This window comes from Citrobacter sp. UYEF32, from assembly GCF_040546205.1.
GTDB classification, from domain to species: domain Bacteria; phylum Pseudomonadota; class Gammaproteobacteria; order Enterobacterales; family Enterobacteriaceae; genus Phytobacter; species Phytobacter diazotrophicus.
On record NZ_JBEPNI010000001.1, the window covers coordinates 799,334 to 825,927 of the forward strand.

Here is a 26,594-nt window from a genome sequence, read left to right on the forward strand (position 1 = left end):
TGATGGCCCTGCCCTTCGGTATTATCAGGCCTCGGCTTCCTGATCGGGCACCGGGGGCACCACCACGCTTTCACGCGGCGCATCCGGGCTCGGTGCTGGCTGATTGGTCAGCTTCGCCAGGATGCTGGCCAGTTTCAGGCGCATTTCCGGACGACGAACGATCATGTCGATCGCCCCTTTTTCAATCAGGAATTCACTGCGCTGGAATCCCGGCGGCAGTTTTTCACGTACGGTCTGCTCAATAACGCGCGGGCCGGCAAAACCAATGAGCGCTTTCGGCTCGGCAATATTCAGATCGCCCAGCATCGCGAAACTCGCGGAAACGCCACCCATGGTTGGGTCAGTCAGTACAGAGATATACGGCAGGCCGCGCTCTTGCATCTTCGCCAGCGCTGCGGAGGTTTTCGCCATCTGCATCAGCGACATCAGCGCTTCCTGCATACGTGCGCCACCCGAGGCGGAGAAACAGATCAACGGGCAGTTATCTTCCAGTGCCTGCTCAACGGCGCGAACAAAACGCGCACCCACGACAGAGCCCATTGAGCCGCCCATAAAGGCGAATTCAAACGCTGCCGCGACAACCGGCATACCATGCAGCGTGCCTTTCATTACCACCAGCGCATCTTTTTCGCCGGTCTCTTTCTGTGCCGTCGCCAGACGGTCTTTGTATTTTTTGGAGTCACGGAACTTGAGCACGTCTTTCGGCTCGAGTTCGCTACCCAGTTCCACCAGTGAACCTTCGTCCAGCAATGTATGCAGGCGGTTACGCGCAGTCATGCGCATATGGTGGTCACACTTCGGGCAGACCTCAAGGTTACGCTCCAGCTCGGCACGATACAGTACCTGGCCGCAGCTATCGCATTTCGTCCACACGCCCTCAGGGATGCTCGCCTTACGGGTGGGGGTAATATTGCTTTTGATTCGTTCAATCCAGCTCATTGATAACCTTTATACATGAACCTGGTAGCCCATAAATGGGGCACATTAAAACATAACAGTTCGCAACTTGGGATAAAAAAGTGGTCGAACCGCCATAGACATCTTATTTTGCCTGTCGCGCTGCCGCTCGACGGTGGCGAATGATCTCAATCACCCCAGGAAGTATAGACACCACGATGATCGCGACAATCAGTAACTTAAGATTTTCCTGCACCATCGGCAGCGTACCGAAGAAGTAGCCAGCATAAGTAAACAGTAGCACCCAGAACAGCGCCCCGATCACGTTGAACGCCGCGAAATGACGGTAGGACATATGCCCCATCCCGGCGACGAAAGGCGCGAACGTCCGCACAATGGGGATAAAGCGGGCAAGAATAATGGTTTTGCCACCGTGTTTCTCATAAAACTGATGGGTTTTATCGAGATAGCTGCGACGGAACACTTTCGAGTTCGGGTTGCTAAATAGCTTGTCGCCGAACAGGCGCCCTATCGTGTAATTCACCGCATCGCCGAGAATGGCCGCAACAAGCATCAGCATCACCATAACGTGAACGTTGATATCGTTAGTGGGCAGTGAGGCCAGCGCGCCCGCGACGAACAGCAGCGAATCCCCCGGTAAAAACGGCGTAACCACCAGCCCGGTTTCGCAAAACAAAATCAGAAACAGGATCGCGTATACCCAGATACCGTATTGCGCGACCAGCTCCGCCAGATGAACATCAATGTGCAGAATGAAATCAATAAGAAAGCGAATTACGTCCATATTGTCTATGCCTTGGTTGATTGCGACTAGTCCGCGAGAAACAGCGGACCCATTGGCGGGCGGGGTAAGTTGAAACGGTCCGGGTAATCGACCGACACCAGATACAACCCTTCTGCTCTCGCCGTTGCTGCCGCCAGCGTTCTGTCCTTAGCCGCCAGTAGCTCTGCTATCCAGCTCTCCGGCTGGTTGTTGGCACCCACTTCCATCAGGCTACCGACAATGTTTCTCACCATATGATGTACAAAGGCATTCGCTTTGATATCCACCACCACATATGCACCATAACGCTGAACGTTAATGTGCATCATGTTGCGCCACGGCGTGCGTGACTGGCACTGTACCGCGCGAAACGAGGTAAAATCATTTTCACCCAGCAGACATTGCGCCGCACGCTGCATGCGTTCCGCATCAAGGGGCAGGTGATAATGCGTCACCCCCTGGTTCAGTACCGCCGGGCGTAAACGATGATTGTAGATAACGTAGCGATAACGACGCGCTGTCGCGCTAAACCGCGCGTGGAAATCATCGGGCACATCTTTCACCCAACGTACCGCGATGTCTCCAGGTAAATTCGCATTTACGCCCAGGGTCCAGGCCGCGTCTTTACGTACCGCGCGAGTCTCAAAATGGACCACCTGCCCTGTGGCATGCACACCGGCATCGGTACGCCCGGCACAAAAAACCGTCACCGGCTCATTGGCGACCTGCGACAACGCTTTTTCCAGTTTTTCCTGCACGCTGCGTACTTCTTGCTGACGCTGCCAGCCGTAATACTTACTGCCGTCGTACTCAATACCGAGCGCAATTTTCAACAGTGGTTGTTCAACAACGTCTGACATTAGTACAGGTACTCCTGTACCAGTTTCTCAGCGATTTTCACCGCCATCAGCGCCCCACCAAAACGTACGTTATCTGCCACCGACCAGAACTGAATCTGTTCAGGCAGGCCATAATCGTTACGTACGCAACTGACAGAGAGATGAGCGCTACCGGAAGCATCGCCAACCTGGGTCGGGAATTCATTCTCTTCGGACAGCACAATATCTTCACCGCGGGCAAACGCATCACGGGCCTCTTCTGCCGCCAGTGGACGCAGCGCTTCGAAGCTGACCATCTGCGCGTGGCCATAAAAGACCGGCGCGCGGACGCAGTTCGCGGATATCATCAGCCCGTCGTCCTGCAGAATTTTACGCACCTGGTCCACCAGACGACGCTCTTCCAGAACCGCACCTTCACGGTCCGGCAGAATAGGCAGCATATTGAACGCCAGTTGCCGGCCAAAGAAGTCGTCCTCATCGATCGGAATGCCGTTGAGCAACTTCGCACTTTGCCCGGCAAGGGCATCCACCGCCGGTTTGCCCTGCGCCGACACGGAGAGCAGACTGGTCACGCCAATACGTGACAGGCCACCTTCGTCGATCAGCGGTTTCAGCGCGATCAGCAACTGGCTGGTCAGGCTATCCGGCACGGCAATGAGATTACGATTGCGGTAATCGGCCAGGACAAACGGGTTCACCTCTGGCACAACCAGCGGCACATCCGGCTCCAGCGCGAACAGACCGCTGGTGTCAATCACCAGACAACCGGCGTTGGTGGCTTCTTCAATATTCTCAGCCGTCGCCTGAGCACCGGCGACAAAGAACGCCAGTTGCGCTTGCGTCCAGTCAAATTCCGCAACATCCTGAACGCGTACGGTTTTTCCGCCAAAACGCAGCGTCTCACCGGCGCTTTCATTACGCGCCAGCGCATACAAATCGCCCACCGGGAACTCACGCTCCGCAAGCGTTTCGAGTAAGGCTTCTCCGACAGCGCCTGTCGCGCCCAGTACGGCAATATTCCAGCCTTCAGACATGGTGATTTACTCCAGAAAAAAGCGTACCCGCCGGAGTATCCGGCAGGTAGCATTAAGATGACATTAACGAATTGGGTGATGGACAGCGTTGAAACCCAGCTTTTGCAGCAGTGTAGCCGCCTGGTCGTCATCACACTGCACATATAGCGATGACCATTCCCGACGCTCAAGATAATTTTTACGCAGCTTGTCGAACTCACCCGGGATGCCCGCCACTTTTCGCAGCAGTGCATCGTCGCGGCGCACATCATACACCAAATGAATGAGTCTTTTTAGGATCGACTGATCGAGCGGGCCGTGCAGCGTAATGCGACCGAACTCCGGCGCAGGCAGCAGCGTATCCAGCGCAACCTGCTGACGTTTGCCGATAAAATCGCTAAACGCTTCGAACACCTGTGTTGTGCCACGTGCTTTCCCTTCCAGCGTGTAGCCAGCGATATGCGCAGTACCGATATCCACTTTTGCCAGCAGCGCCACGTCGAGATCCGGCTCCGGTTCCCAGACGTCAAGGATAACGCTCAGCGGCTGACCTGCCTCCAGACGACGCAACAGGGCGGCGTTATCCACCACCGGGCCCCGGCAGGCATTAATCAGAATAGCGCCAGGTTTCAGGCGGCTAATTACCTCTTCATCCACCAGATGCCAGCTTTTGTACGGCCCGTCTTTAAACAGCGGCGTGTGGAAGGTCAGCACATCAGCTTCGCGTACCAGGGCGTCGAGCGGCAGAAAATCACCCTCATCGCCACGGTCGGCACGCGGCGGATCGCACAGCAATGTGCGTACCCCCCAGGCTTCCAGGCGCGCCTGCAGACGACCGCCGACATTACCCACTCCGACAATCCCGACGGTGCGGTCGCGCAGATCGAAACCGTCACGTTCGGCCAACAGCATCAGGGATGAGAAAACATATTCCACAACCGCAATGGCATTACACCCCGGAGCGGCAGAAAAACCGATCCCCGCCTGCTGCAACCATTGCTCGTCAACGTGATCGGTACCCGCCGTTGCCGTACCCACGAATTTAATCGGCGTACCGCTGAGCAGCGCTTCATTCACCTTCGTCACGGAACGCACCATCAGCGCATCCGCATCCGCCAATTCCGCAGCCGGAATGGGACGACCAGGCACAGCTTTTACCTCACCCAGACGACGGAACAAATCGCCGGCGTAGGGCATATTTTCATCAACAAGGATTTTCACGTTACAGTACCGGTTAGAGAACGGGAGTTAAGCTTTTAAGTGTGCCATAATCTCGCTGCCAGGCATACCTGCAATGCCGCTACACGACGTGCGAGACCCAGAGGATTTCCATGATGCAACCCATTCAGGGCACCCCCGCGCGCCCTCCGGGGCAAGACCCTACGCCCCCTACTTTGGCCGCCGGAGAGCAGCCGTTATCGACAATCCAGCGCACTGTGCTGGAGCGGTTGATTATTCGCCTGGTGGCGCTCACGCAACAGCAGAGCGCCGAAGTCTGGGCCGGGGTTAAACATGATTTGGGTTTGAAGAATGACGCGCCGCTGCTGTCACGCCATTTCCCGGCGGCAGAGCAGAATCTCAACCAGCGTCTGGATACCGCCACGCAGAATCACACCACCCGCCAGGTTATCTCGCAACTGACGGAATTGCTCGGTCAGGGTAATAACCGCCAGGCGGTTAGCGACTTTATTCGCCAGCAGTTTGGTCAGACGGCGCTGAGCCAGCTTACGCCAGAGCAGCTTAAAACGGTGCTGACGCTGCTGCAGAACAACCAGATTTCGGTACCTCAGCCCTTGCAACGCCCGGCGACAGACCGCCCGCTGTTGCCCGCTGAGCACAATTCGCTCAACCAGGCGGTGACCAAACTGGCCGCTGCGACGGGTGAATCCGGTAAATTGATTTGGCAATCTATGATGGAATTATCCGGCGTGAAAACCGGAGAGCTCATCCCGGCAAAACATTTTACCCACTTAATGACCTGGCTGCAGGCGCGTCAGACATTAAGCACCCAGACTTCCCCGACACTGCAAAGCGTGCAAACCGCACTTAAGCAGCCGCTGGATAATGTTGAGTGGCAAACTATCACCGATTATGCCCGTCAGAACTGGCAGGCCACGCCGCAGACAGTACTGACAACGGCGCAAGTGCAGGACATTCTCAATCAGGTTTTTTTACATCGCGCAGAACGAACATCGGGTGTGCTGGAAGCACGAAATATTCAGCCGATCTACAGCCCGCTTTTCGCGCCGATCATCGAAAGCGTCAAAAACCTCTCAACCCGGCCTGGTCTGTTCCTGGTCGCGTTGCTTATTGCCTTCGCCCTTATCTGGCTGGTTATCTAAAAAAAATCCCCTCCGCTGGAGGGGATCGTCGTTAAAGGTTTTCGCCGTTACTTTTAATTGTCTGCTGGTACCACCAGAACGATTTCTTACGGCTGCGTTCAAGTGTCCCGTTGCCTTCGTTATCTTTATCGACATAGATAAAGCCGTAGCGTTTTTTCATTTCGCCCGTACCCGCAGAAACCAGGTCAATACAGCCCCACGGGGTGTAACCCATCAGATCCACGCCATCTTCCACCACCGCCTTTTTCATTTCGCGCAGGTGGCTTTGCAGGTATTCGATGCGGTACTGATCGTTTACCGAGCCGTCACTTTCTTTCTGATCGATAGCGCCGAAGCCGTTCTCCACGATAAACAGCGGCAGTTGATAAAGATCGTAAAAATAGTTCAGTGAAAAACGCAGCCCCACCGGATCGATCTGCCATCCCCAGTCCGATGCTTTCACATACGGGTTTTTCACCAGACTCTTCGTTTCGTCATAGTCCAGTTGCGGGTTATCCGCAGTGGCTTTGGTGGCAAACGACATGTAATAGCTAAAGCCGATATAATCTACACAGCCCCGTTTCAGGATGTGCAAATCTTCGTCGGTAATATCAAGCTTAAAGCCTTTACGGGCGAAGTAATTTAGCAGATGGCGCGGGTAATAACCGCGAACGTGCACATCGGTAAACCAGTAACGGCGGTGCATCGCCGAGACGGACATCATCATGTCGTCCGGGTTACAGGTGAGCGGATAGACCGGGCACATGGCAATCATGCAGCCAATCTGGAAATCAGGGTTAATCGCATGCCCGGCTTCCACCGCCAGCGCACTGGCGACAAGCTCATAGTGCGCCGCCTGGTACATTACCGGCTCACGATCCTCACCTTCTTTGTATTTAAGGCCCGAGTTGGTAAACGGCGCGAAATCTTCGTGATAATTGGCCTGGTTGTTGATTTCGTTAAACGTCATCCAGTATTTCACTTTGCCTTTGTAGCGGGTAAATACCGTTTTGGCGAAGCGCACAAAGAAATCAATAAGCTTACGGTTACGCCAGCCACCGTATTCAGTGACCAGGTAATAAGGCATTTCGAAATGCGAGAGGGTAATGACCGGTTCAATATTGTATTTCAGACATTCATCGAAGAGATCGTCATAAAACTGCAGGCCGGCTTCATTTGGTTCTAATTCATCACCTTTCGGGAAAATACGTGTCCAGGCAATTGACGTACGGAAACATTTAAACCCCATTTCCGCAAAGAGTTTGATGTCATCTTTATAGCGGTGATAAAAGTCGATGGCATCATGGTTTGGGTAGTTTTTTCCCGGCAAGACGCCATCGGTAATTTCGCGCGGAACGCCGTGCGCCCCGGCGGTCATCACATCAGCGACACTGACGCCTTTACCGCCTTCCTGCCAGCCGCCTTCAAGCTGATGCGCCGCCACCGCGCCACCCCACAGAAAATCTGCTTTAAACCCAGGCATACGTCTCTCCTTTCTCTAAAAAAGTAGTAAAAGAATAAGTTACGTACGAAGATAGCCTGACTATAGCAGCAATATAACTACCTGAGAATATTGCATAAAATTATATGAATGGAATATGTTACACCAATAAAACAATATGTTTTTTCTGTGGTCTGGCGCGTATTTTTAATTATTTCCTGACGACAAAAATAGTGTTCAGAATTATGAGAGGTTGCGCTTTTATTATTTCCGGCCCTCATCATGAAGGCCGGAAAAGACGATTATTTTCGAAATGAAATCAGCGTCACCACAATGCCAGTTACCGCCGCAATTGCTGCGGCCAGGAATACCGACGGGTAACCCAGCGAGGTCGCCAGCAGGCCGGTAAGTGGACCGCTGATACCGTTCGCGATGTCCTGAAATGCCGCATACCCGCCCAGTGCAGTACCGCGAACCTGCGGGGCAACGCGTTTCACCACTTCAACGCCCAACGCCGGGAAAATCAACGAACAGCCACAGCCGGTCAATGCCGCACCGGCCATCGCCACCCAGGCGTTCGGCGCCTGCCAGAGCAATAACAGGCCCACCGTTTCCACCATCAACGAAACAGTTGCCACCCGCACGCCGCCAAAGCGATCCGGCATCCAGCCAAACAGCAGACGCATCAGAACAAAGGCACCGCCAAATGCCGTCAGCGTAAACCCGGCCATTGCCCAGCCGTTACTGGCAAAGTAGAGCGAAACGAAGGTACCGATAACCGCGAAACCTACACCCTGTAGCGCAAGGCCAAGGCCCGGCTGCCAGATTTGACCGACCACGCCCCACAGGGAGGGACGTTCCCCCGAATGAGCAGGCGTTTTCTGTACGCCGCCATTAAATGCCCACGCCAGCAGTGGTAAAACCATCGTGATCGCCGCCAGGGTGGCAAAACCAAAACGACTGTGAATGAGCAGACCGAGCGGCGCGCCGACGGCCAGCGCACCGTAAATTGCCATACCGTTCCAGGACATCACTTTGCCCGAGCGTTTAGGCCCCACCAGCCCCATCCCCCAGGCGAGTGTTCCTGTGAGCAACTGGCTTTCACCAAAGCCCAGAATTAAACGCCCGACAATCAGCAAGCCGAATTTTGCCAGTGCGCTTACCGGTAGCCAGGCCGCCAGCAACCAGGCGACGCCAGCCAGCCCGCAGGCCAACATCCCCTGCAGCGCCGAGCGCTTTGCGCCAAACTGATCGGCCAGACGCCCGGCATAGCCTCGCGTCAGGACGGTCGCCAGAAACTGGATACCGACGGCGATGCCCACCATGGTATTGCCGTAACCGAGTTCGTTGTGCACAAAGAGCGGGATGACGGGCAACGGTAACCCGATGGTCATATAGGTCAAAAAAACGGCAATCACCAGCCGCAGCAACGCATTCGTGCCCGTGCCGGATGAGGAAGAAAGTGTTTGAGTCTCTACAGACATGCATTACTCCGTACCGCAGAGTAAGGCGAGGAAAAAAAGCCACGCCCCCTCCACCTGATGTTCAGGATTAAGGTGCGTTGGATAACGTTAAACGCTTACGCATTATCAGGGGGATAATGTTGCGGGTGAAGTTTGCCTGCCCATGCAGCGGCTTGTCAATGCATAAAAAACCGCATAAAAAAGGGAGCTCGTTGGCTCCCTTTTCGAAATTCAAAGGCTTACTTGAGCTTACGCATCACCAGCGTGGCATTAGTACCGCCGAAACCGAAGCTGTTGGACATGACGGTATTCAGCGTCGCGTCAGTCGGTTTGGTGACGATGTTCAGGCCAGCAGCCTGCTCATCCATCTCGTCGATATTGATGCTCGGGGCGATAAAGCCGTGCTCCAGCATCAGCAGTGAGTAGATTGCTTCCTGCACGCCAGCCGCCCCCAGAGAGTGACCGGTCATGGCTTTGGTCGCAGAGATAGCCGGGCTGTTGTCGCCGAACACTTCGCGAATCGCACCCAGTTCTTTCACATCACCGACCGGTGTAGACGTACCGTGGGAGTTCAGGTAGTCGATCGGGGTATCAACACCGTGCATTGCCATCTTCATGCAGCGCACTGCGCCTTCACCTGACGGCGCAACCATGTCAGCGCCATCAGACGTTGCGCCATAGCCCACGATTTCAGCATAGATGTGCGCGCCACGTGCCAGCGCATGTTCCAGTTCTTCAACCACAACCATACCGCCGCCGCCTGCGATGATGAAGCCATCACGGTGGGCGTCATAGGTACGGGACGCTTTTTCCGGGGTTTCGTTGTATTTGGTCGACAACGCGCCCATGGCGTCGAACTCACAGGCCATTTCCCAGCCCAGCTCTTCGCCGCCGCCAGCAAAAACGATGTCCTGTTTGCCCAGTTGGATCTGCTCAACCGCGTTACCGATGCAGTGTGCGGAAGTGGCACAGGCGGAGCTGATGGAGTAGTTCACACCGTGAATTTTAAACGGCGTTGCGAGGCACGCGGAAACCGCAGAGCCCATTGCTTTGGTCACGACATACGGTCCCACTGCTTTCAGGCCGCGCGGGCTACGCATTGCGTCCGCACCGAAGACCTGCGCTTTTGAAGAGCCGCCGGAACCGGCAATCAGGCCAACACGCGGGTTGTTCTGATAAACCTCTGCGCTCAGGCCAGCATCCGCAATGGCTTCTTGCATGGAGAGAAAAGCATAGATAGAGGCATCGTTCATGAAACGAACCACTTTACGGTCAATCAAACCGGTTGTATCCAGTTTGACGTTACCCCATACGTGGCTGCGCATTCCGGAATCTTTGAATTCCTGAGAGAAAGTGATCCCTGAGCGTCCTTCACGCAGAGAGGCCAGGACTTCCTGCTGGTTATTACCGATGCTGGAAACGATGCCCAGGCCAGTAATCACTGCACGTTTCATTCAATACCCCTGTAAGTCGCACTAATTTAAGTTTTCGTGTCGCAAGATAGCGTACAGTTGTACGCCGAACAAGTCCGATCAGACAATTAATGGGTAAATTTGCGCCCTGGGGCGCACATCGTTAAGATCATGGCACTGCCTGTCCGACGAGTAACTTACGTGAAACAAACCGCTATACAATCTGCCAACCTCGAATTCAACGCTGAGGGTACACCTGTTTCCCGAGATTTTGATGACGTCTATTTCTCTAACGATAACGGACTCGAAGAGACCCGTTATGTTTTCCTTGGCGGCAACGGTATACCAGAGCGTTTTGTCGGACATCCCCGCCCGCTGTTTGTCGTCGCGGAAAGCGGCTTTGGTACGGGTCTCAATTTCCTGACTCTGTGGCAGGCGTTCGATGCCTTTCGCCGCGCCAGTCCGCAGGCTACCCTGGAAAGATTACATTTCATCAGTTTCGAAAAATTCCCCTTAACGAAAGACGATCTGCGTCTGGCGCACCAGCACTGGCCGGAACTGGCCCCCTGGGCAGAGCAGTTACAGCAGCAGTGGCCGCTGCCCTTTGCCGGTTGCCATCGACTGTTACTGGACGGTGGCCGCGTGACGCTGGATGTCTGGTTTGGCGATATCAATGAACTGACCGAAACCTTAGATGATTCACTACAACAGCAGGTTGATGCCTGGTTTCTCGACGGTTTTGCGCCGGCGAAAAACCCGGACATGTGGACACAGGGCCTGTTTAACGCAATGGCGAGACTGGCGCGTCCCGGCGCGACGCTGGCCACTTTCACCTCTGCTGGTTTCGTTCGCCGTGGGTTGCAGGACGCAGGCTTCACCATGCGCAAAAGCAAAGGGTTCGGCCGCAAGCGGGAAATGCTCACCGGGGTAATGGAAAGCACCACCCTGCCCGTGCTGCGTGCGCCGTGGTTTGCCCGCACTGGCACGGAAAAACGCGCTACTGCGATTGTCGGCGGCGGTATCGCCAGTGCGCTGCTATCGCTGGCCTTGTTGCGTCGCGGCTGGCAGGTGACGCTCTACTGCGCCGATGACGAACCGGCACAGGGGGCATCCGGCAATCGGCAAGGCGCGCTGTATCCGCTGCTCAGTGCACACGACCCGGCGTTGGCCCACTTTTTCCCCGCCGCGTTTACCTTCGCCCGTCGACTGTATGACGCCCTGCCCGTCGATTTCGATCATGACTGGTGCGGGGTCACCCAACTGGGGTACGACGAGAAAAGTCAGCAAAAAATTAGCCAGATGCTGACGCTGGGCCTGCCGGATGCTATTGCCCATGCGGTCAGCACCGAAGCGGTCGCGCAAAGGGCGGGCGTAGAGACCGGATGCGGCGGCATTCATTATCCGGCTGGCGGCTGGCTGTGTCCGGCACAATTGACGGCGGCGGTGTTGGTATTAGCACAGCGTCAGGGATTATGCGTGCACTTCAACCACCCGGTGACAAGCCTGGTTCAGCAGGTTGGCGAATGGCGGCTGGAGTTTGCCGATGGCGGCCAGCGCGCTCACGCCTGCGTCGTGCTGGCGAACGGGCACCGCATCAGCCATTTCGCCCAGACCGAAAAGCTGCCGGTTTACCCGGTTGGCGGGCAGGTCAGCCATATCCCCACGACGGCGAAACTGGGCGAACTGCGTCAGGTACTCTGCTATGACGGTTATCTGACACCGCAAAACCCGCACAATCAGCATCACTGTATTGGCGCAAGCTACCACCGTGGGCAGGAGGAGACCGCTTATAGCGAGGAGGATCAGCAACAAAACCGCCAGCGTTTGTTGAACTGCTTCCCACAGGCACAGTGGGCGAAAGACGTTGATGTCAGCGGCGGTGAAGCGCGCTGCGGTGTGCGCTGTGCAACCCGGGATCATTTGCCGTTAGTGGGTAATGTGGCGGATTACGCCGCGACACTGAATGCATATGCCCATCTTGCAGAAGAGAGAACGGATGCGGTGAGCGCACCGGTTTATGACGGGTTGTTTATGCTTGGCGCGCTCGGTTCACGCGGATTGTGCAGTGCGCCGCTGGCGGCGGAGATTCTGGCCTCGCAGATGAGTGAGGAGCCATTGCCGCTGGATGGTGACACGCTGGCCGCGCTGAATCCTAATCGTCTGTGGGTGAGAAAATTGTTGAAGGGGAAACAGGTTAAGTGAGTGCAGGCTGATGCCCTCTCCCACGGGGAGAGGGAGAAAAACCTGCTCGATCTGTCTCCTCTATCTTGAGGAGTGAGGAATCCCCACAAAAATGCGAGCACGAACGGTCCCCTCTCCCTTGAGGGAGAGGGTTAGGGTGAGGGGGAAACCCGCGCACCCATGCTACACCGGGAATATTCCCCGCTGGCGCTACGCTTAGCGGGCTACAAGCAAGCTCGATTACTGTGCCTGCGCCTTCTGGAACAGCGTGTCCCACATCCCCATCACCAGCGCCTGATCAGGCGGAGACAGCTCACCCGCCTGAATGGCTTTTTCCAGGCTCGCCGACACCCGGGCGTGCAGCGCTGCGGATGAATGATCCTCCCCCGCTTCCAGTTCTGCCACCGCCAGCGTCAGATGCCCACGCAGATAACCGCCAGCAAACAGCTCATCGTCACTGGCGTGCTCTACCATGTCATCAATTAACGCCAGAATGCGCGATTCAAATTCTGCGATCATCTTCTTTCCTCAGTTATAAATCTTCCGGCCAGGGGAAGTGTTCCGCCTTTAGCTCAGGCGTGTGGTAATAATCTTGCAGCGCCTTAATAAAACGCGCCGGACGTTCCGGGATCCCTTTGTCGAGATACTCCATTACCTGCGCATGCACGCGGCGCTGGAATACAACGCGATCCGGTTCAAAATCCCCTTCCAGGTTGTCACAACTGACGTTAAACGGATAACCCGCCGCCACGCAGAACAACCAGTCAAAAGCCTGCGGTTTAACCTCTACGTCTTCAAACTGACACTGGGTCGCCGCATCACGACCATCCGGGCAATACCAGTAACCAAAATCCACCAGCTCGCGACGGGCTTTCCCGGCGATACACCAGTGGGAGATCTCATGCAACGCGCTGGCATAGAACCCGTGAGCGAAGACGATCCGGTTATAAGGCACTTCTTCATCAGCAGGAAGATAGATCGGTTCGTCGTCGCCTTTAATCAGACGGGTATTAAAATCGTCGGCAAAGCAGCCGTCAAAAAGGGTAATTAATTGTTCGTAGTGATGTGTTGTGGTGTTCATGCACTCACCCCCAGAAACTGGAGGATCTCCTGCCCATGGCTGTCATAAAGTAATTTTGCGCTCATTACTGCCGAGACGATAACAATCATCGGACGAATGAGTTTTTGCCCTTTGCTGAGCACCAGACGTGAGCCCATACGCGCCCCCAGGAACTGGCCCGCCAGCATCACAAAGCCCGTTGCCCAGATCACCTTGCCGCCAATGATAAACAGCAACAGCCCGCCGATATTAGAGGTGGCATTAAGCACCTTGGCGTGCGCGGTAGATTTGGCGAGGTTAAAACCGGCCAGCGTTACAAACGCCAGCGCATAAAATGACCCGGCACCGGGGCCAAAAAAGCCGTCATAGAACCCCACACAGCCGCCCGCAACCAGCGCGAAAGGCAGGCCATGCAGCCGACGCTGGCGATCCTCTTCACCCAGTTTTGGCATCAACAAAAAGTAGAGACCAATACAGATGATAAGAACCGGCAAAATCTGGCGCAAAATATCAGACTGAACATGCTGAACCAGCAGCGCACCCGACGTTGAACCAATAAAGGTCATCAGAATATTGAGTTTCTGATCGGCAAGACTCACCACTTTACGGCGCAAAAAATAGAGCGTGGAAGAGATGGAGCCACCGCAGGCCTGCAGTTTATTGGTGGCCAGCGCCTGCGCCGGGGTCATCCCGGCGGCCAGCAATGCAGGTACGGTCAGTAAACCGCCGCCACCGGCTAACGCATCAATGAATCCCGCCAGCGTGGCGACCACAAAAAGCACCACCAGAAGCAGTGGCGACACCATAAATATCTCTTGAAATGCATCCATTACAATACGTGCTCATCCAGTAATGCCTGACAGGAAGCAGGCAGCGGCGGTGGTGTCGTCTTCTCAGGAGTCGTAGAAGGTTTGGCCGGTTTGAACCAGCTTTGCAATTCCGCGCCACAGCCGTCGCCATCCGGCGGCAAAGGCTGATCCTGGCACTCAAGGCTATCTGCCGGGCAGCGCAAACGGACATGCATATGCGCGCGATGCTGGAACCAGGGACGCACTTTCCGCAGCCAGTCACGGTCTGTACCGGCGTCCAGGCATAACTGCTGCTTAATGGCCGGGTTGACGAAAATGCGCGTGACGTCGTTATCCTTCGCCGCCAGCTTAATCAGGCTGGTAATTTCAGGTTTCCATAATGACGACACCACCTGCTTGCCATCGCTGGAAACCAAATCCAGCGCCTGCGGTTTTAACAATTGCGCTGAGCTCCAGCGTGCTTTCGGCAGTTGCAGGAAAATGTCCACATCCAGCCCCGTCTGGTGGCTAGCGTGACCGCCGTTAAAGCGCCCGCCGGCTGGCATACCCATATCCCCCACCAGCACCGTCCCCAGCCCCAGGTTATGCACCTGATTACCCAGACGCTGAATAAACAGAATCAGGTCCGGATGACCAAAGTAGCGTCGCTGATCGGTACGCATGACCTGGTAGGTGTCGGATTGCAGCGGCAGTTCATGCGCGCCAACAATACAGCCATTCGAGAAAGCACCGATCGATTGCGGTGTGCCCGCAACCGGATGGGTAATTTTCTGCCAGGGCGTTGCCGCCTGGCAGGTCAGCGTTGCGCAAAACGCCAGTAGCGCAATTGCAATTCGTTTCATTGTTTACCAGCGAGGAATAGTGGTCGTCACATCGCCATTCTGCGCGCGCTGACGCATAAAATGGTCCATCAGCACAATGGCCAGCATCGCTTCGGCGATCGGCACCGCGCGAATACCGACACACGGGTCGTGACGCCCTTTGGTAATCATCTCTACTTCTTCGCCAAAGCGATTAATCGTGCGTCCCGAAACGGTAATACTTGAGGTCGGTTTCAGCGCGATATGGGTAACGATTTGCTGCCCACTGCTGATACCGCCCAGAATGCCGCCCGCGTGGTTGCTCTGAAAACCGTCTTTCGTGATTTCATCGCGATTCTGGCTGCCGCGCAGGTTGATCACACCAAAGCCGTCGCCAATCTCCACGCCTTTAACCGCGTTGATGCTCATCATCGCATGGGCGATATCGGCATCCAGACGATCAAAGACCGGCTCGCCGAGGCCCGCCGGAACACCGTCCGCCACAACGGTAACTTTCGCACCGATGGAGTCGCCCTCTTTTTTGAGCCCACGCATCAGTTCGTCCAGCGCGTCGATTTTGTCCGGGTCGGGGCAGAAAAACGGATTTTGTTCGACCTGATCCCAGTCTTTCATCGCCAGTGGAATGTCGCCCATCTGGGTCAGACAACCATGGATCACGATGCCAAATTTATGGGCGAGAAATTTCTTGGCAATCGCCCCTGCCGCTACACGCATTGCGGTTTCACGCGCCGAGGAGCGGCCACCGCCACGATAGTCGCGCAGGCCATATTTTTGCTCGTAGGTGTAATCAGCGTGGCCCGGACGGAAGACGTCTTTGATTGCGCTGTAATCCTGAGAGCGCTGATCGGTATTTTCAATCAGCAGGCCGATGCTGGTGCCGGTGGTCACCCCCTCAAACACGCCGGAGAGAATTTTCACCTGATCCGGTTCGCGGCGTTGGGTGGTATAGCGCGAGGTGCCGGGGCGGCGTCGGTCCAGGTCATGCTGGAGGTCGGCTTCGGTCAGTGGAATGCCCGGCGGTACGCCATCGACGATGCAGCCCAGCGCAATGCCGTGCGATTCGCCGAAGGTCGTTACGCGAAAGAGTTGTCCAATAGTGTTTCCTGCCATTACGGCTCCGTTGTCGTCGTTATGTTGTTAGCGTTTTAATCTTTATAGATGCTGAAATGTTCCTGCGCGGCCAGCAACTGCGCTTTGGTCAGCATGAAGACACCGTCACCGCCATTATCAAATTCAAGCCAGGTGAACGGTACATCCGGATATTGTTCCATCAGATGTACCATGCTGTTGCCCACTTCACAAATCAGCACACCATTGTCGGTGAGGTAATCTGGGGCGCAGGCCAGAATGCGACGCGTCAGTTTCAGGCCATCGCTACCAGACGCCAGCCCAAGTTCCGGCTCATGGCGATACTCTGATGGCAGATCAGACATATCCTCTTCATCAACGTACGGCGGGTTGGTCACAATCAGGTCGTACTGCACTTTTGGCAGGTCGCGGAAGAGGTCGGAACGAATCGGCGTGACGTGATGAATCAGGCCGTGGTCTTCAATGTTGTGTTCTGTTACCGCCAGCGCATCCGGGGAGATGTCTACCGCGTCCACTTCCGCTTCCGGGAAGGCGTAAGCGCAGGCTATGGCGATACAGCCGCTACCGGTACACATATCCAGAATGTGCTGCGGCTGTGCGTCGATAAGCCCGGCGAAGTGGTTATTGATTAGCTCACCAATCGGTGAACGCGGCACCAGAACGCGTTCATCAACGTAAAACTCGTGGCCGCAGAACCAGGCTTTATTGGTGAGGTAGGCAACCGGGATACGTTCATTGACGCGACGAATGACTCGCTCAACGATACGGTGACGCTCGCTGGAGGTCAGCCGCGCATTGCGCATCTCTTCCGGGATATCCAGCGGCAGGTAAAGGGTAGGCAACACCAGTTGTACGGCTTCATCCCACGGGTTATCGGTGCCGTGGCCGTACCAGATGTTTGCCGCGCTAAATCGGCTTACCGACCAGCGCAACATGTCCTGAATGGTATGCAGTTCACTTACTGCCTCATCAACGAAAATTTTATCCATCTTATCCTCCAGGACACGCTCGCAAGAAATTCGGCGGCTAGTTTGCCATGAAGACGGCGATAAATCAGCATTGTCGCTTCGCGTCGCGGCCTAAAAATGCATTTTGCTGAACAGCAGGGAGCGAGTCGGGTACACTAAAAGAAATAAAAGATGAGATGCGCAGATGAAAAAGAAACCATCGCTTAGCGAGGAGGAGCAGACGCTGTTCCGACAATTAATGACCGGCACGCGTCAAATAAAGCAGGATACGGTAGTCCACCGCCCGACACGTAAAAAAATCAGTGAAGTCCCGGTGAAGCGCCTGTTGTCGGAGCAGGCGGATAACAGCCACTATTTCTCTGATGAATTTCAGCCATTGCTGAACACCGAAGGGCCGGTGAAGTATGTGCGCGACGATGTCAGCCATTTTGAACTAAAGAAGATCCGCCGCGGTGACTATTCCCCGGATCTGTTCCTCGACCTGCACGGCTTAACGCAGCTACAGGCTAAGCAGGAGCTGGGGGCGCTGATCGCCGCCTGCCGACGCGAACACGTCTTTTGTGCCTGCGTCATGCACGGGCACGGTAAACATATTCTCAAGCAGCAGACACCGCTCTGGCTGGCACAACATCCGCATGTTATGGCGTTTCACCAGGCACCCAAAGAGTACGGTGGCGATGCGGCAATACTGGTGTTGATTGAAGTCGAAGAGTGGCAGCCGCCTGAGCTTCCCTGAACGCAACGGACGCGCAGAAACGTAAAAAGCCGCACAAGTGCGGCTTTTTTTCACGGTCCGGCGAATCAGATTGCTTTTGGCATTCTCAGGTTGCAGGGACTCATTTGCCAGTTGTAAACGCCTTTACCGCTCTCATCCAGCGTCACGCTGGCAATCGCGGAGGTAGTGAACATTGGCGGTGTTTCACCCGGGCAAAGCTCGGACACCAGATACCCCACCAACGGCAGGTGAGAAATCACCAGCACAGAGGAAGTACCTTCGTTTGCCAACGCCTGGAGATAGGCGCTGACCAGACCAACATCACCACAAGGGGTCAGTTCGGGCAGGACATCCACGTTGTCGGGCAGGTTCATGCATTCACCCACCTCGTTTAGCGTCTGTTCAGCACGAAGAAACGGGCTGACCAGAACACGTTCGACATCCACTTTTTGACCTTTCAGCCAGGTTGCCATCTGACGAGATTCATCACAACCACAAGGGGTTAGAGGACGAACTGAGTCGCTGGCTGCATCGAGGGCTGCATCGCCGTGACGCATGATAAAAACTTGCATATTGCACCGCTTTTGTTAACCAGAAGCATTAACACTCCCCGCGTGAACAGTTCCATTACGACAGGAAATATCAATGGCCGGGCATTGTGCCTGATCCATTCGATGAATGAAACGCTGTTTTTTACCTCAATGGCGTAAGTATAGTCAATGACTGTTTACAAAATAACCATTGCCGCTTCATTCAACGCCGGATTTACCCTTTTTTGACCTTAACTTACAAAATCAGTTTCCTGCTTGTCCCAAAACTTTTCGCCCTGCTCAGCCATTTGTAACAAAAGCTGACAAGGTGCAAAACGTTCCCCATAAAGCGAAGCCAGGCGCTGCAGAGTTGCGACAATATCACCCGCGCCAAGGGTATCCATATAGCGGAACGGGCCGCCCAGGAAAGGCGGAAAACCGATGCCAAACACCGCGCCAATATCACCATCTCGCGGGCTGCGAATCACCTTCTCGGCGAAACAGCGTGCGGCCTCGTTAAGCATCATCATGACGCATCGTTCGGCAATCTGTTCTGCCGATAATTTGCCTGTGCCAGATGCCCCCACAAGCGGGTAAATTGCCGGGTCAGGCTGTTTGTTGCTTTTACGCCCTTTCTTACCGTAAAGATAGAAACCGCGCTCATTTTTTCTGCCTTTGCGATCGTCATTCAATATTGCAGAAACGACGCTTGCAGGGGCACTAAAACGATCACCATAAGCAGCCTCCAGTACAGGGATAATTTTAGTCCCGGTGTCGATGCCCACTTCATCCAAAAGTTGGATTGGGCCGACAGGAAAGCCAAATTTTACCAGCGCCTTATCGATATTCTCGATACGTTCCCCTTCGCTCAGGAGCCGCATCGCTTCGCTCATATAAGGCGCCAGAATGCGGTTCACGTAAAAACCCGCTTTGTCCGCCACGACGATCGGCGTTTTGCCCTGCTTCTTCGCCAGTTTCACCACTGTTGAAATGGTTTGTTCGTCGGTACCGGCATGGGGAATGACTTCCACCAATGGCATCTTCTCAACCGGGCTAAAAAAATGTAATCCGATAATATTGCCAGGACGTGCAGCCCTGGCCGCAATATCACCAATCGGCAATGACGACGTATTGGAGGCAAAAATGGTCTGCGGCGCACACTGCGCTTCAATCTCCGCCACCATCTGTTGCTTAAGAGTCAAATCTTCGAATACGGCCTCTATCACCACATCCCGATGGGAAAAACCGCTGTAGTCCGTAGTACCGGAAATGCGCGCCATTTGCGCATCACGCTCAGCAGATTTGAGATGGCGGCGACGCACCTTTTTATCAAGCTGTTCCCAGCTATATTTCAGCGCGTGGTTAATGCCTTTCGGATTAATATCTTTTATGCGAACCGGGAGATTACCCTTCACTGCTGTCACGTAGGCGATCCCGCCGCCCATTAACCCACCGCCGAGAACACCAACAGAGCGCAGCGGACCGGCGGCAACCGGGCTGCCGGGGTCTTTTTTCACCTCAGTGCTGGCAAAGAAAATATGCCGCAGCGCCTGCGATTGCGGGGTCATAGCCAGTTGACCAAACGCGCGTGCCTCGGCGTCATAACCACTGCTACTGCCCTGGCTTAAGCCCGTTTCGATAACATTCAGAATACGGGTCGTCGCGGGGTAGTTGCCCTGGGTTTTTTGCTCGGTTTTTTTCGCGACCATGCGGAATAACAGCGCGCGGACCAGCGGCCCGGCCAGCAGACGTTCACGTACCGGGAGGTTGCGGCTGGCAGGACGGCCCTGCGCGGCAAGCTCTGCGGCAGCATCCAGCAAAATGGACACCGGCACGACATCATCCACCAGCCCGGCTTTTAACGCCTGGCGCGCGCGCAGTTGTTTACCGGTCAGGATCATATCCAGTGCAGTGCTTACTCCGACCAGACGCGGCAACCGCTGGGTGCCACCGGAACCAGGCAGCAGACCAAGCTGCACTTCGGGCAGCCCCAGGACCGTCTTCACATCATCCGTACAAATTCGGCGATGGCAGGCTAATGCCAGTTCCAGACCGCCGCCAAGGCATGGGCCATGGATGGCGGCGATCACCGGGATCGACAGCGCGTGGATCTCGGCCATGATCTGCTGCCCCTGGCGCGCCAGATCTTCGGCCTCTTTGGCCGTTTTGCAGCGATCGATCATGTTGATATCCGCCCCGGCGATAAAATTATCCGGTTTTGCGGAAATGAACACCACGCCGCGAATCTGTTTGTTTTCACGAATTTGTTTAAGGATGGCGCGTACCTGGCTGCCAAACTCCGCCTTTAGCGTGTTCATCTTTTCGCCGGGAACATCAATACTGACAACGGCAACATTGTCCGGGCGTACAACGAGGGTAAATGCTGAGGTCATGTCCATTATTCGGCCTCCAGAACCATAGCTGCGCCAAGCCCGCCTGCGGCACAGGCGGTGACAAGGCCAAATCCGCCGCCGCGTCTGCGCAGTTCATGCAAGGTTTGGGTGATCATTCGCGCGCCGGTTGCCGCAAACGGATGCCCGTAAGCAATTGATCCCCCCAGCACGTTGAATTTGCTGTCATCCACCTCACCCGTTGCCTGCGACCGGCCCAATACATCGCGGGCAAAACGCTCGCTGGCCATCAGTTTCAGGTTGGTCAGGGTTTGCGACGCAAAAGCTTCGTGCATATCCAGTAAGGTTAAATCCGCCATCGTCAGCCCTGCTCTGTCGAGCGCCAGCGGCGTCGCCCAGGCGGGTCCCAGCAGCATGTCCTGCTGCACGTCAATGGCGGTGAAAGCGTAGCTTCGCAGGTATCCCAGAGGCTGCAAACCCAGCTCTTTCGCCCGCGATTCAGTCATCAGGATCACCGCTGCCGCGCCATCGGTAAGGGGAGTACTGTTCGCCGCGGTCACGGTGCCGTGTCGACGATCAAAGGCCGGACGCAGTTTGGCGTAATCCGCGAGGCTGGAATTTTGCCGTACATTATTGTCCTGGGTTATCGGATCGCGAAAAGGTGGCGCATAGGCGGTCATCACTTCATCCGCCAGCTTTCCTTCAGCCCAGGCCTGCGCCGCAAACTGGTGAGAACGGTGGGCCAGCGCATCCTGTTCTTGACGCGTGATGCCATAGGTTTTCGCCATCTGCTCGGCGGTATCGCCCATGCGTAAACCGGTAGAATATTCAGCTACCGCAGGCGGCACCGGCAGCAAATCACGCAGCCGTAAACGGGAGAAAAGCTTTAATTTTTGCCCCGTGCTGCGCGCTTTGTTGGCATCAACCAGCACGCGAGCCAGTTTTTTGCTCACACCGATGGGCAACACTGATGAGGAGTCAGCACCACCCGCGATACCTGCACGAATCGTCCCCGCCATCAGGCTTTCGGCAACGTTTGCCACCGCCTGAAAACTGGTGGCACAGGCGCGGCTGACGCTGTAGGCATCGGTGTGCACACTCATGCCCGTTCCCAGCACGATTTCTCGCGCGATATTCGGCGCTTCCGGCATTTGCACCACCTGGCCAAAGACCAATTGCTCTATGATTTCCGGCGGGATTTCGCTACGGGCAAGGAGTTCGCCCACCACCATTTTGCCGAGATCGATAGCCGGGACACCGTGGAATACCGTTGCCTGACGGGCAAATGGCGTACGTAATCCACTGACAATGGCGATGCGGTCGCCCTGACGGGTGACAAGCGGTAATGCCTGACTCATAACACTCCCCTGTTAACAGCATGATGCACTAGTGGTCGGACCTGATAACAGTCTTAACTAATTATTTACATTTAGCCAATGGGGGAAAGAAAAAAGTGGGAGGTAAAACACAGAGATGATTGAAAAAACGCTCCCGCAGGTGCAGGAGCGCAGGCAGAAAGATTAACGCAGACCCAACTGGAAAATCAGGGTTTCCGCTTCGCAAGCGAAAACAAAATCGATATCCAGACGCACGCCGCCATCAACCTCAGTGAACGTTGAGGTGATCTGGCAAGGATCTGACTCCACGCCACGCGCGCGCGCCGTCAGCGCAGCCAGCGTCTCTTCTGCATCGGTGCGGTTTGTGAACACACGGCTATACGAGGCGGTGCAATCGGAGTTGTCCATGATGGTACCAACATCCATACAGCAGCAAACCGGGGTTTCATCAGCACTGCATTTACTCATTGTGATTTCCTCTGAATTCGCACCCAAGGTGCCAAATAAACGTTGTGCATATTTTACCCCCCTCAATAACGCGTCTCCAGTTGATAATTTGAGGAAGCGCCCTAAGTGACCGAAATCACACTTAAAAATGATCCAGAACAAAAACCACCCATTATCATTAGCGGCGCTGGCCACAATTTTGCCACGCAGATCCCGTTTCGAAGATCACAATTGAAAAATTTTATATACAAGCTTGCAACATTTGCTCTGGTCCGACCTATACTCTCGCCACTGGTCTGATTTCTATGAAGTACCGCAGACCCTACACTTCGCGCTCCTGTTACACCACGTAACATAGTTTAAATAAAAATAACCGGATGAGGTTTTGGTCATGAGCCATAAAAACCTGTTTACCAAATCTGCACTCGCAGTTGCAGTGGCAATCGTCTCCACCCAGGCCTGGTCCGCAGGCTTCCAACTCAACGAGTTTTCTTCTTCTGGTCTTGGCCGCGCCTATTCCGGCGAAGGCGCTATTGCAGATGACGCGGGCAACGTCAGCCGCAACCCGGCGCTGATCATGATGTTTGACCGTCCGACTTTCTCCGCGGGTGCTATTTTCGTTGACCCGGATGTTGATATTTCAGGCACGTCACCGACAGGTGCCAGCCTCGATTCGAAGAATATTGCGCCAACAGCATGGGTTCCAAACCTCCATTTCGTCGCGCCAATTAATGATCAGTTTGGCTGGGGCGCGTCGGTTACCTCTAATTACGGTTTAGCAACCGAGTTTAATAACAGTTATGCCGCAGGCGCATACGGCGGTAAGACAGATCTGGAAACCCTGAACCTGAACCTGAGCGGTGCTTATCGTCTGAATAACCACTGGAGTTTCGGTCTGGGCTTTGATGCGGTATATGCCAAAGCGAAGATCGAGCGCTACGCAGGTGACCTGGGCAAAGTCGTTGCTGGCTCAGGCGCGTTACCACCGATCCCAGGCCTTGCACAGCAGGTTGCAGGTATCCCGGCAAATACTCAGATAGCTTATCTGAAAGGTGATGAGTGGGGCTTCGGCTGGAACGCCGGTATCCTTTATGAACTCGATAAAAACAACCGTTACGGCTTAACCTACCGTTCTGAGGTGAAAGTCGACTTTGATGGCGATTACAAGAGCAGTCTGCCTTCAGCCTATAACCAGATCCTCGGCAACTTCGGTCTGCCAATGGGCACCAATGGCAGCACCACTGGCGGTTCTCTGACCCTCAACCTGCCGGAAATGTGGGAAATCTCAGGCTATAACCGCGTTGCGCCGCAATGGGCTATCCACTACAGCATGGCCTATACCAGTTGGAGTCAGTTCCAGGAGCTGAAAGCGACAAACAGCAACGGTCAGACTCTGTTCTATAAAGATGAAAGCTTTAAAGATTCTTACCGTATCGCGCTGGGTACCACCTACTATATGGACGATAACTGGACCTTCCGTACCGGTATCGCCTTTGATGACAGCCCGGTTCCGGCCGACAAACGCTCTATCTCTATTCCGGACCAGGACCGTTTCTGGCTGAGCGCAGGTACCACTTATGCGTTTAATAAAGATGCGTCTGTGGATGTCGGCGTGTCTTATATGCACGGTCAGAAAGTGAGCTTCCAGGAAGGCCCGTACAAGTTCACATCAGAAGGTCGTGCGTGGCTGTACGGCGCGAACTTTAACTACGCGTTCTGATTTATTGCAGACGTAAAAAAGGTGAGCTTCGCGCTCACCTTTTTTCGTTTATTCGGAGTCGATATCCTTGAGGTCACCCTGAATCGCCTGGGCGTTCGGGTTTTCCTGCGGTTTGAGCTTACCGCCGTTGGCGATAAAGTCATGACGCTGGAAGTAGGCTTCACGCACCATGATGTAAGGATCGGAAGACTGACGCAGCAGGCCGTCGGAATCGAGCAACTGCGCGCGGGTTTCAATACCTTCCACCGTCCATTTACCAACCGACAGCGGCCAGGTCAGCCAGGACAGCACCGGATAGAGCGTATCCGCCATGTCGCCGCCATCTTCACGAAGCGTAAAGCTGCCGTAGAATGGCAACTGCATGTACGGCCCGTAGCCAACGCCATAATGCCCCAGCGTGCTACCAAAACGGTGCGGTTCAACGCGCTGCAGTTTCGGGTTCGACATCCCTGCAACATCCATCAGGCCACCCATACCCAGCAAGGTGTTGAGGAAGAAGCGCGTAAAATGAACCATACCCTGATAGGGATCGCCCTGCAGGAAGTAGTTCACCATGATGGCCGGTTCTTCAAGGTTGCTGGTGAAATTGCTCAGGCCGTTACGCGCGGGCTGCGGCACATAATCACGCCATGCCACCGCAACGGGACGCACAACATACGGGTCCAGGACATTAAAGTTGAAGTTGTACATGGTGCGGTTAAATCCTTCCAGTGGATCTGAACGCCCCTGCGTGTCTCCTGAACTGGCGCAGCCCGCCAACAGTGTGGTTGCCAGCGCAATCGCCGACACACGAAATTTCATAGGTGTCTCCCTGAAGAAAATGGCTTTCGCTCAGTGCCATCCAGAAGGGCACAAACGCAATCTGCCTCGGTTCGCGTCATAAACATGCAAGGCATTGTATCAGCACACCTTGTGTTGTCTACGCAACGCGCGAATCTCATATTGAGCATAGTCGCAGTTTGTCCCCTCGTTTCGTTACAATTTTATCTCATCTTCGCCAAAGTCATATCACCATAGCTGCCATCTCCACCAAATTAGGAGGAAGCCCTCCAGACCTTCTAAAAAAAGCCGCTACGCTTAGACCATGGGCCACAAGTAGACAGAGGCAATATGGACGGCATCAAAGACGAGAAAATCGACAAACACAGCGACGGAATAGATGTGGAAAGCGAAGAGAAAATAGGTGGCGAGCAAATTGAAGTAGATGAAGAGCGCCTCCCCTCCCGCGCGATGGCTATCCATGAGCATATCCGTCAGGACGGCGAAAAAGAGCTGGAACGCGATGCCATGGCGCTGTTTTGGTCCGCCATCGCCGCCGGGCTGTCGATGGGTGCCTCGCTGCTGGCAAAGGGGATTTTTCACGTTCAGCTCGCAGGCGTACCGGCCGTCTTTATTCTGGAGAACCTCGGCTATACCTTCGGCTTTATTATTGTGATTATGGCCCGCCAGCAACTTTTTACTGAAAACACCGTTACCGCTGTACTTCCGGTGATGCAAAAGCCCTCATGGGTCAATTTTGGCCTGATGATGCGCCTGTGGAGCGTTGTACTGCTGGGGAATCTCATTGGTACGGGTATCGCGGCGTGGGCCTTTGAATATATGCCGATTTTTGATGAGCCGACGCGCGACGCGTTCGTTAAAATTGGTATGGATGTAATGAAGAATACGCCGATGGAGATGTTTTCCAACGCCATTATTTCCGGCTGGATTATTGCCACCATGGTCTGGATGTTCCCGTCTGCGGGTGCTGCGAAAATCGTGGTTATTATTCTGATGACCTGGCTTATCGCTCTGGCCGACACCACCCATATCGTGGTAGGCGCGGTGGAGATTTTTTATCTCATCTTTAATGGCAATATCCACTGGAGCGAATTTTTCTGGCCGTTTGCGCTTCCGACGCTTGCCGGAAATATCTGCGGCGGTACGTTTATCTTCGCGCTACTGAGCCACGCGCAAATTCGCAATGACATGATTAACAAACGCAAAGCTGAGGCAAAAGCCAAAGCAAAACAGGAAACAGCCGAAAACAGGGGCTGACTGGCGACACTTTAACCACTCGGGCGCAGGACACTTAACGCAAAGGCGAAATGACGGTATACTCCTGCCGCCTCGTCCCCTTAGTTAAATGGATATAACGAGCCCCTCCTAAGGGCTAGTTGCAGGTTCGATTCCTGCAGGGGACACCATACACACCTCTCCTGATCTCTGGCGAAACCGCTCTTCCCGACGTATGCCCATATGCCATGCCACCATTCGAGGGTCATCGTGTTCTTCATTTCCTGGTTTACCTTTTAACTAACTAAAGACAAATTTATCTGATATCGGCTAAATCAGTACTGATAAGCCCTTGTTGTTATGATAGCTACACCGACCTGCTTATCATTATCGGATATCGC

General features: G+C 54.7%; 24 protein-coding genes and 1 tRNA gene. 6 read left to right on the top strand and 19 right to left on the bottom strand.

Translation table 11 applies throughout. From position 1 onward, the window contains the following. Positions 1–24: 24 nt before the first annotated feature. The 5 genes from accD to pdxB all read right to left on the bottom strand — a co-directional run bounded on the left by accD (position 25) and on the right by pdxB (position 4,754). Entirely contained in the window at positions 25–939 is a 915-nt protein-coding gene (gene accD / locus ABIB59_RS03940; protein WP_039079848.1) for an acetyl-CoA carboxylase, carboxyltransferase subunit beta, read from the bottom strand. Between the two features lie 103 nt (positions 940–1,042). Next, on the bottom strand, positions 1,043–1,702 hold the full coding sequence (locus ABIB59_RS03945) for a DedA family protein (protein WP_354034073.1): 660 nt from the start codon (positions 1,700–1,702) through the stop codon (positions 1,043–1,045). A 26-nt stretch (positions 1,703–1,728) separates the two neighbouring features. Then, positions 1,729–2,541, bottom strand: coding sequence for a tRNA pseudouridine(38-40) synthase TruA (gene truA / locus ABIB59_RS03950; RefSeq protein WP_039079846.1), 813 nt, complete (start codon positions 2,539–2,541; stop codon positions 1,729–1,731). After that, positions 2,541–3,554, bottom strand: a complete 1,014-nt coding sequence (locus ABIB59_RS03955) for an aspartate-semialdehyde dehydrogenase (protein WP_071196201.1) — start codon at positions 3,552–3,554, stop codon at positions 2,541–2,543. The genes truA and ABIB59_RS03955 overlap by 1 nt, the downstream gene beginning before the upstream one ends. Positions 3,555–3,617: 63 nt before the next feature. After that, positions 3,618–4,754 (bottom strand): 4-phosphoerythronate dehydrogenase PdxB, encoded by a 1,137-nt coding sequence (pdxB, locus tag ABIB59_RS03960; protein WP_354034076.1) that lies wholly within the window; start codon positions 4,752–4,754, stop codon positions 3,618–3,620. 113 nt (positions 4,755–4,867) lie between these two features. Here pdxB and flk point away from each other — a divergent pair, with 113 nt between their 5' ends. Then, entirely contained in the window at positions 4,868–5,875 is a 1,008-nt protein-coding gene (gene flk, locus ABIB59_RS03965) for a flagella biosynthesis regulator Flk (RefSeq protein WP_039079843.1), read from the top strand. A 31-nt stretch (positions 5,876–5,906) separates the two neighbouring features. Here the strand turns inward: flk and ABIB59_RS03970 are convergent, their stop codons facing one another. From ABIB59_RS03970 to fabB, 3 genes are all read right to left on the bottom strand, one after another. Further along, on the bottom strand, positions 5,907–7,337 hold the full coding sequence (locus tag ABIB59_RS03970; RefSeq protein WP_354034078.1) for a 6-phospho-beta-glucosidase: 1,431 nt from the start codon (positions 7,335–7,337) through the stop codon (positions 5,907–5,909). A 260-nt stretch (positions 7,338–7,597) separates the two neighbouring features. Further along, positions 7,598–8,779: an MFS transporter gene (locus ABIB59_RS03975; protein WP_039079841.1), complete on the bottom strand. Its 1,182-nt coding sequence runs from the start codon at positions 8,777–8,779 to the stop codon at positions 7,598–7,600. 218 nt (positions 8,780–8,997) lie between these two features. Then, a complete protein-coding gene (fabB, locus tag ABIB59_RS03980; RefSeq protein WP_039079840.1) occupies positions 8,998–10,212 on the bottom strand; it encodes a beta-ketoacyl-ACP synthase I in 1,215 nt (404 codons plus the stop codon). Positions 10,213–10,371: 159 nt separating this feature from the next. Here fabB and mnmC point away from each other — a divergent pair, with 159 nt between their 5' ends. Continuing rightward, complete coding sequence (gene mnmC, locus ABIB59_RS03985) at positions 10,372–12,372, top strand: bifunctional tRNA (5-methylaminomethyl-2-thiouridine)(34)-methyltransferase MnmC2/FAD-dependent 5-carboxymethylaminomethyl-2-thiouridine(34) oxidoreductase MnmC1 (RefSeq protein WP_317077068.1); 2,001 nt, start codon at positions 10,372–10,374, stop codon at positions 12,370–12,372. A 219-nt stretch (positions 12,373–12,591) separates the two neighbouring features. Here the strand turns inward: mnmC and ABIB59_RS03990 are convergent, their stop codons facing one another. Genes ABIB59_RS03990 through prmB form a run of 6 tightly spaced genes read right to left on the bottom strand, consistent with a single transcriptional unit; the run spans position 12,592 to position 17,119 of the window. After that, positions 12,592–12,870 carry a YfcL family protein gene (locus tag ABIB59_RS03990; RefSeq protein ID WP_039079838.1) on the bottom strand — a complete coding sequence of 93 codons (279 nt, stop codon included), beginning with the start codon at positions 12,868–12,870 and terminating at the stop codon, positions 12,592–12,594. 13 nt (positions 12,871–12,883) lie between these two features. Further along, positions 12,884–13,432 carry an elongation factor P hydroxylase gene (locus ABIB59_RS03995; RefSeq protein WP_039079837.1) on the bottom strand — a complete coding sequence of 183 codons (549 nt, stop codon included), beginning with the start codon at positions 13,430–13,432 and terminating at the stop codon, positions 12,884–12,886. After that, a complete protein-coding gene (locus ABIB59_RS04000) occupies positions 13,429–14,241 on the bottom strand; it encodes a sulfite exporter TauE/SafE family protein (protein ID WP_071196195.1) in 813 nt (270 codons plus the stop codon). Before ABIB59_RS04000 ends, ABIB59_RS03995 begins: the two co-directional genes overlap by 4 nt. Continuing rightward, positions 14,241–15,062, bottom strand: a complete 822-nt coding sequence (gene mepA / locus ABIB59_RS04005) for a penicillin-insensitive murein endopeptidase (protein ID WP_071196194.1) — start codon at positions 15,060–15,062, stop codon at positions 14,241–14,243. Before mepA ends, ABIB59_RS04000 begins: the two co-directional genes overlap by 1 nt. Positions 15,063–15,065: 3 nt before the next feature. Continuing rightward, complete coding sequence (gene aroC, locus ABIB59_RS04010; protein ID WP_354034082.1) at positions 15,066–16,151, bottom strand: chorismate synthase; 1,086 nt, start codon at positions 16,149–16,151, stop codon at positions 15,066–15,068. Positions 16,152–16,186: 35 nt separating this feature from the next. Continuing rightward, entirely contained in the window at positions 16,187–17,119 is a 933-nt protein-coding gene (gene prmB / locus ABIB59_RS04015) for a 50S ribosomal protein L3 N(5)-glutamine methyltransferase (RefSeq protein WP_039079833.1), read from the bottom strand. A 163-nt stretch (positions 17,120–17,282) separates the two neighbouring features. Here prmB and smrB point away from each other — a divergent pair, with 163 nt between their 5' ends. Beyond that, positions 17,283–17,834: an endonuclease SmrB gene (gene smrB / locus ABIB59_RS04020; RefSeq protein WP_039079832.1), complete on the top strand. Its 552-nt coding sequence runs from the start codon at positions 17,283–17,285 to the stop codon at positions 17,832–17,834. A 65-nt stretch (positions 17,835–17,899) separates the two neighbouring features. On the opposite strand, the gene sixA is transcribed toward smrB, so the two are convergent. The 4 genes from sixA to ABIB59_RS04040 all read right to left on the bottom strand — a co-directional run bounded on the left by sixA (position 17,900) and on the right by ABIB59_RS04040 (position 22,499). Continuing rightward, positions 17,900–18,385, bottom strand: a complete 486-nt coding sequence (gene sixA, locus ABIB59_RS04025) for a phosphohistidine phosphatase SixA (RefSeq protein WP_039079831.1) — start codon at positions 18,383–18,385, stop codon at positions 17,900–17,902. A 209-nt stretch (positions 18,386–18,594) separates the two neighbouring features. Further along, positions 18,595–20,742: a fatty acid oxidation complex subunit alpha FadJ gene (gene fadJ / locus ABIB59_RS04030; RefSeq protein WP_354034085.1), complete on the bottom strand. Its 2,148-nt coding sequence runs from the start codon at positions 20,740–20,742 to the stop codon at positions 18,595–18,597. Then, on the bottom strand, positions 20,742–22,052 hold the full coding sequence (gene fadI, locus ABIB59_RS04035) for an acetyl-CoA C-acyltransferase FadI (RefSeq protein ID WP_071196191.1): 1,311 nt from the start codon (positions 22,050–22,052) through the stop codon (positions 20,742–20,744). The genes fadJ and fadI overlap by 1 nt, the downstream gene beginning before the upstream one ends. Before the next feature lie 162 nt (positions 22,053–22,214). Continuing rightward, positions 22,215–22,499, bottom strand: a complete 285-nt coding sequence (locus ABIB59_RS04040; protein WP_039079828.1) for a YfcZ/YiiS family protein — start codon at positions 22,497–22,499, stop codon at positions 22,215–22,217. Between the two features lie 370 nt (positions 22,500–22,869). Between ABIB59_RS04040 and fadL the strand changes: the two genes are divergently transcribed. Then, positions 22,870–24,198 carry a long-chain fatty acid transporter FadL gene (gene fadL / locus ABIB59_RS04045; RefSeq protein ID WP_039079827.1) on the top strand — a complete coding sequence of 443 codons (1,329 nt, stop codon included), beginning with the start codon at positions 22,870–22,872 and terminating at the stop codon, positions 24,196–24,198. Between the two features lie 48 nt (positions 24,199–24,246). On the opposite strand, the gene mlaA is transcribed toward fadL, so the two are convergent. After that, complete coding sequence (gene mlaA, locus ABIB59_RS04050; protein WP_039079826.1) at positions 24,247–24,999, bottom strand: phospholipid-binding lipoprotein MlaA; 753 nt, start codon at positions 24,997–24,999, stop codon at positions 24,247–24,249. A gap of 309 nt (positions 25,000–25,308) precedes the next feature. On the opposite strand from mlaA, the gene ABIB59_RS04055 reads away from it, so the two are divergent. After that, positions 25,309–26,235: a formate/nitrite transporter family protein gene (locus ABIB59_RS04055; protein ID WP_079496233.1), complete on the top strand. Its 927-nt coding sequence runs from the start codon at positions 25,309–25,311 to the stop codon at positions 26,233–26,235. 74 nt (positions 26,236–26,309) lie between these two features. Further along, a tRNA-Arg gene (locus ABIB59_RS04060) sits at positions 26,310–26,384 on the top strand. The last annotated feature ends 210 nt before the right edge of the window (positions 26,385–26,594 follow it).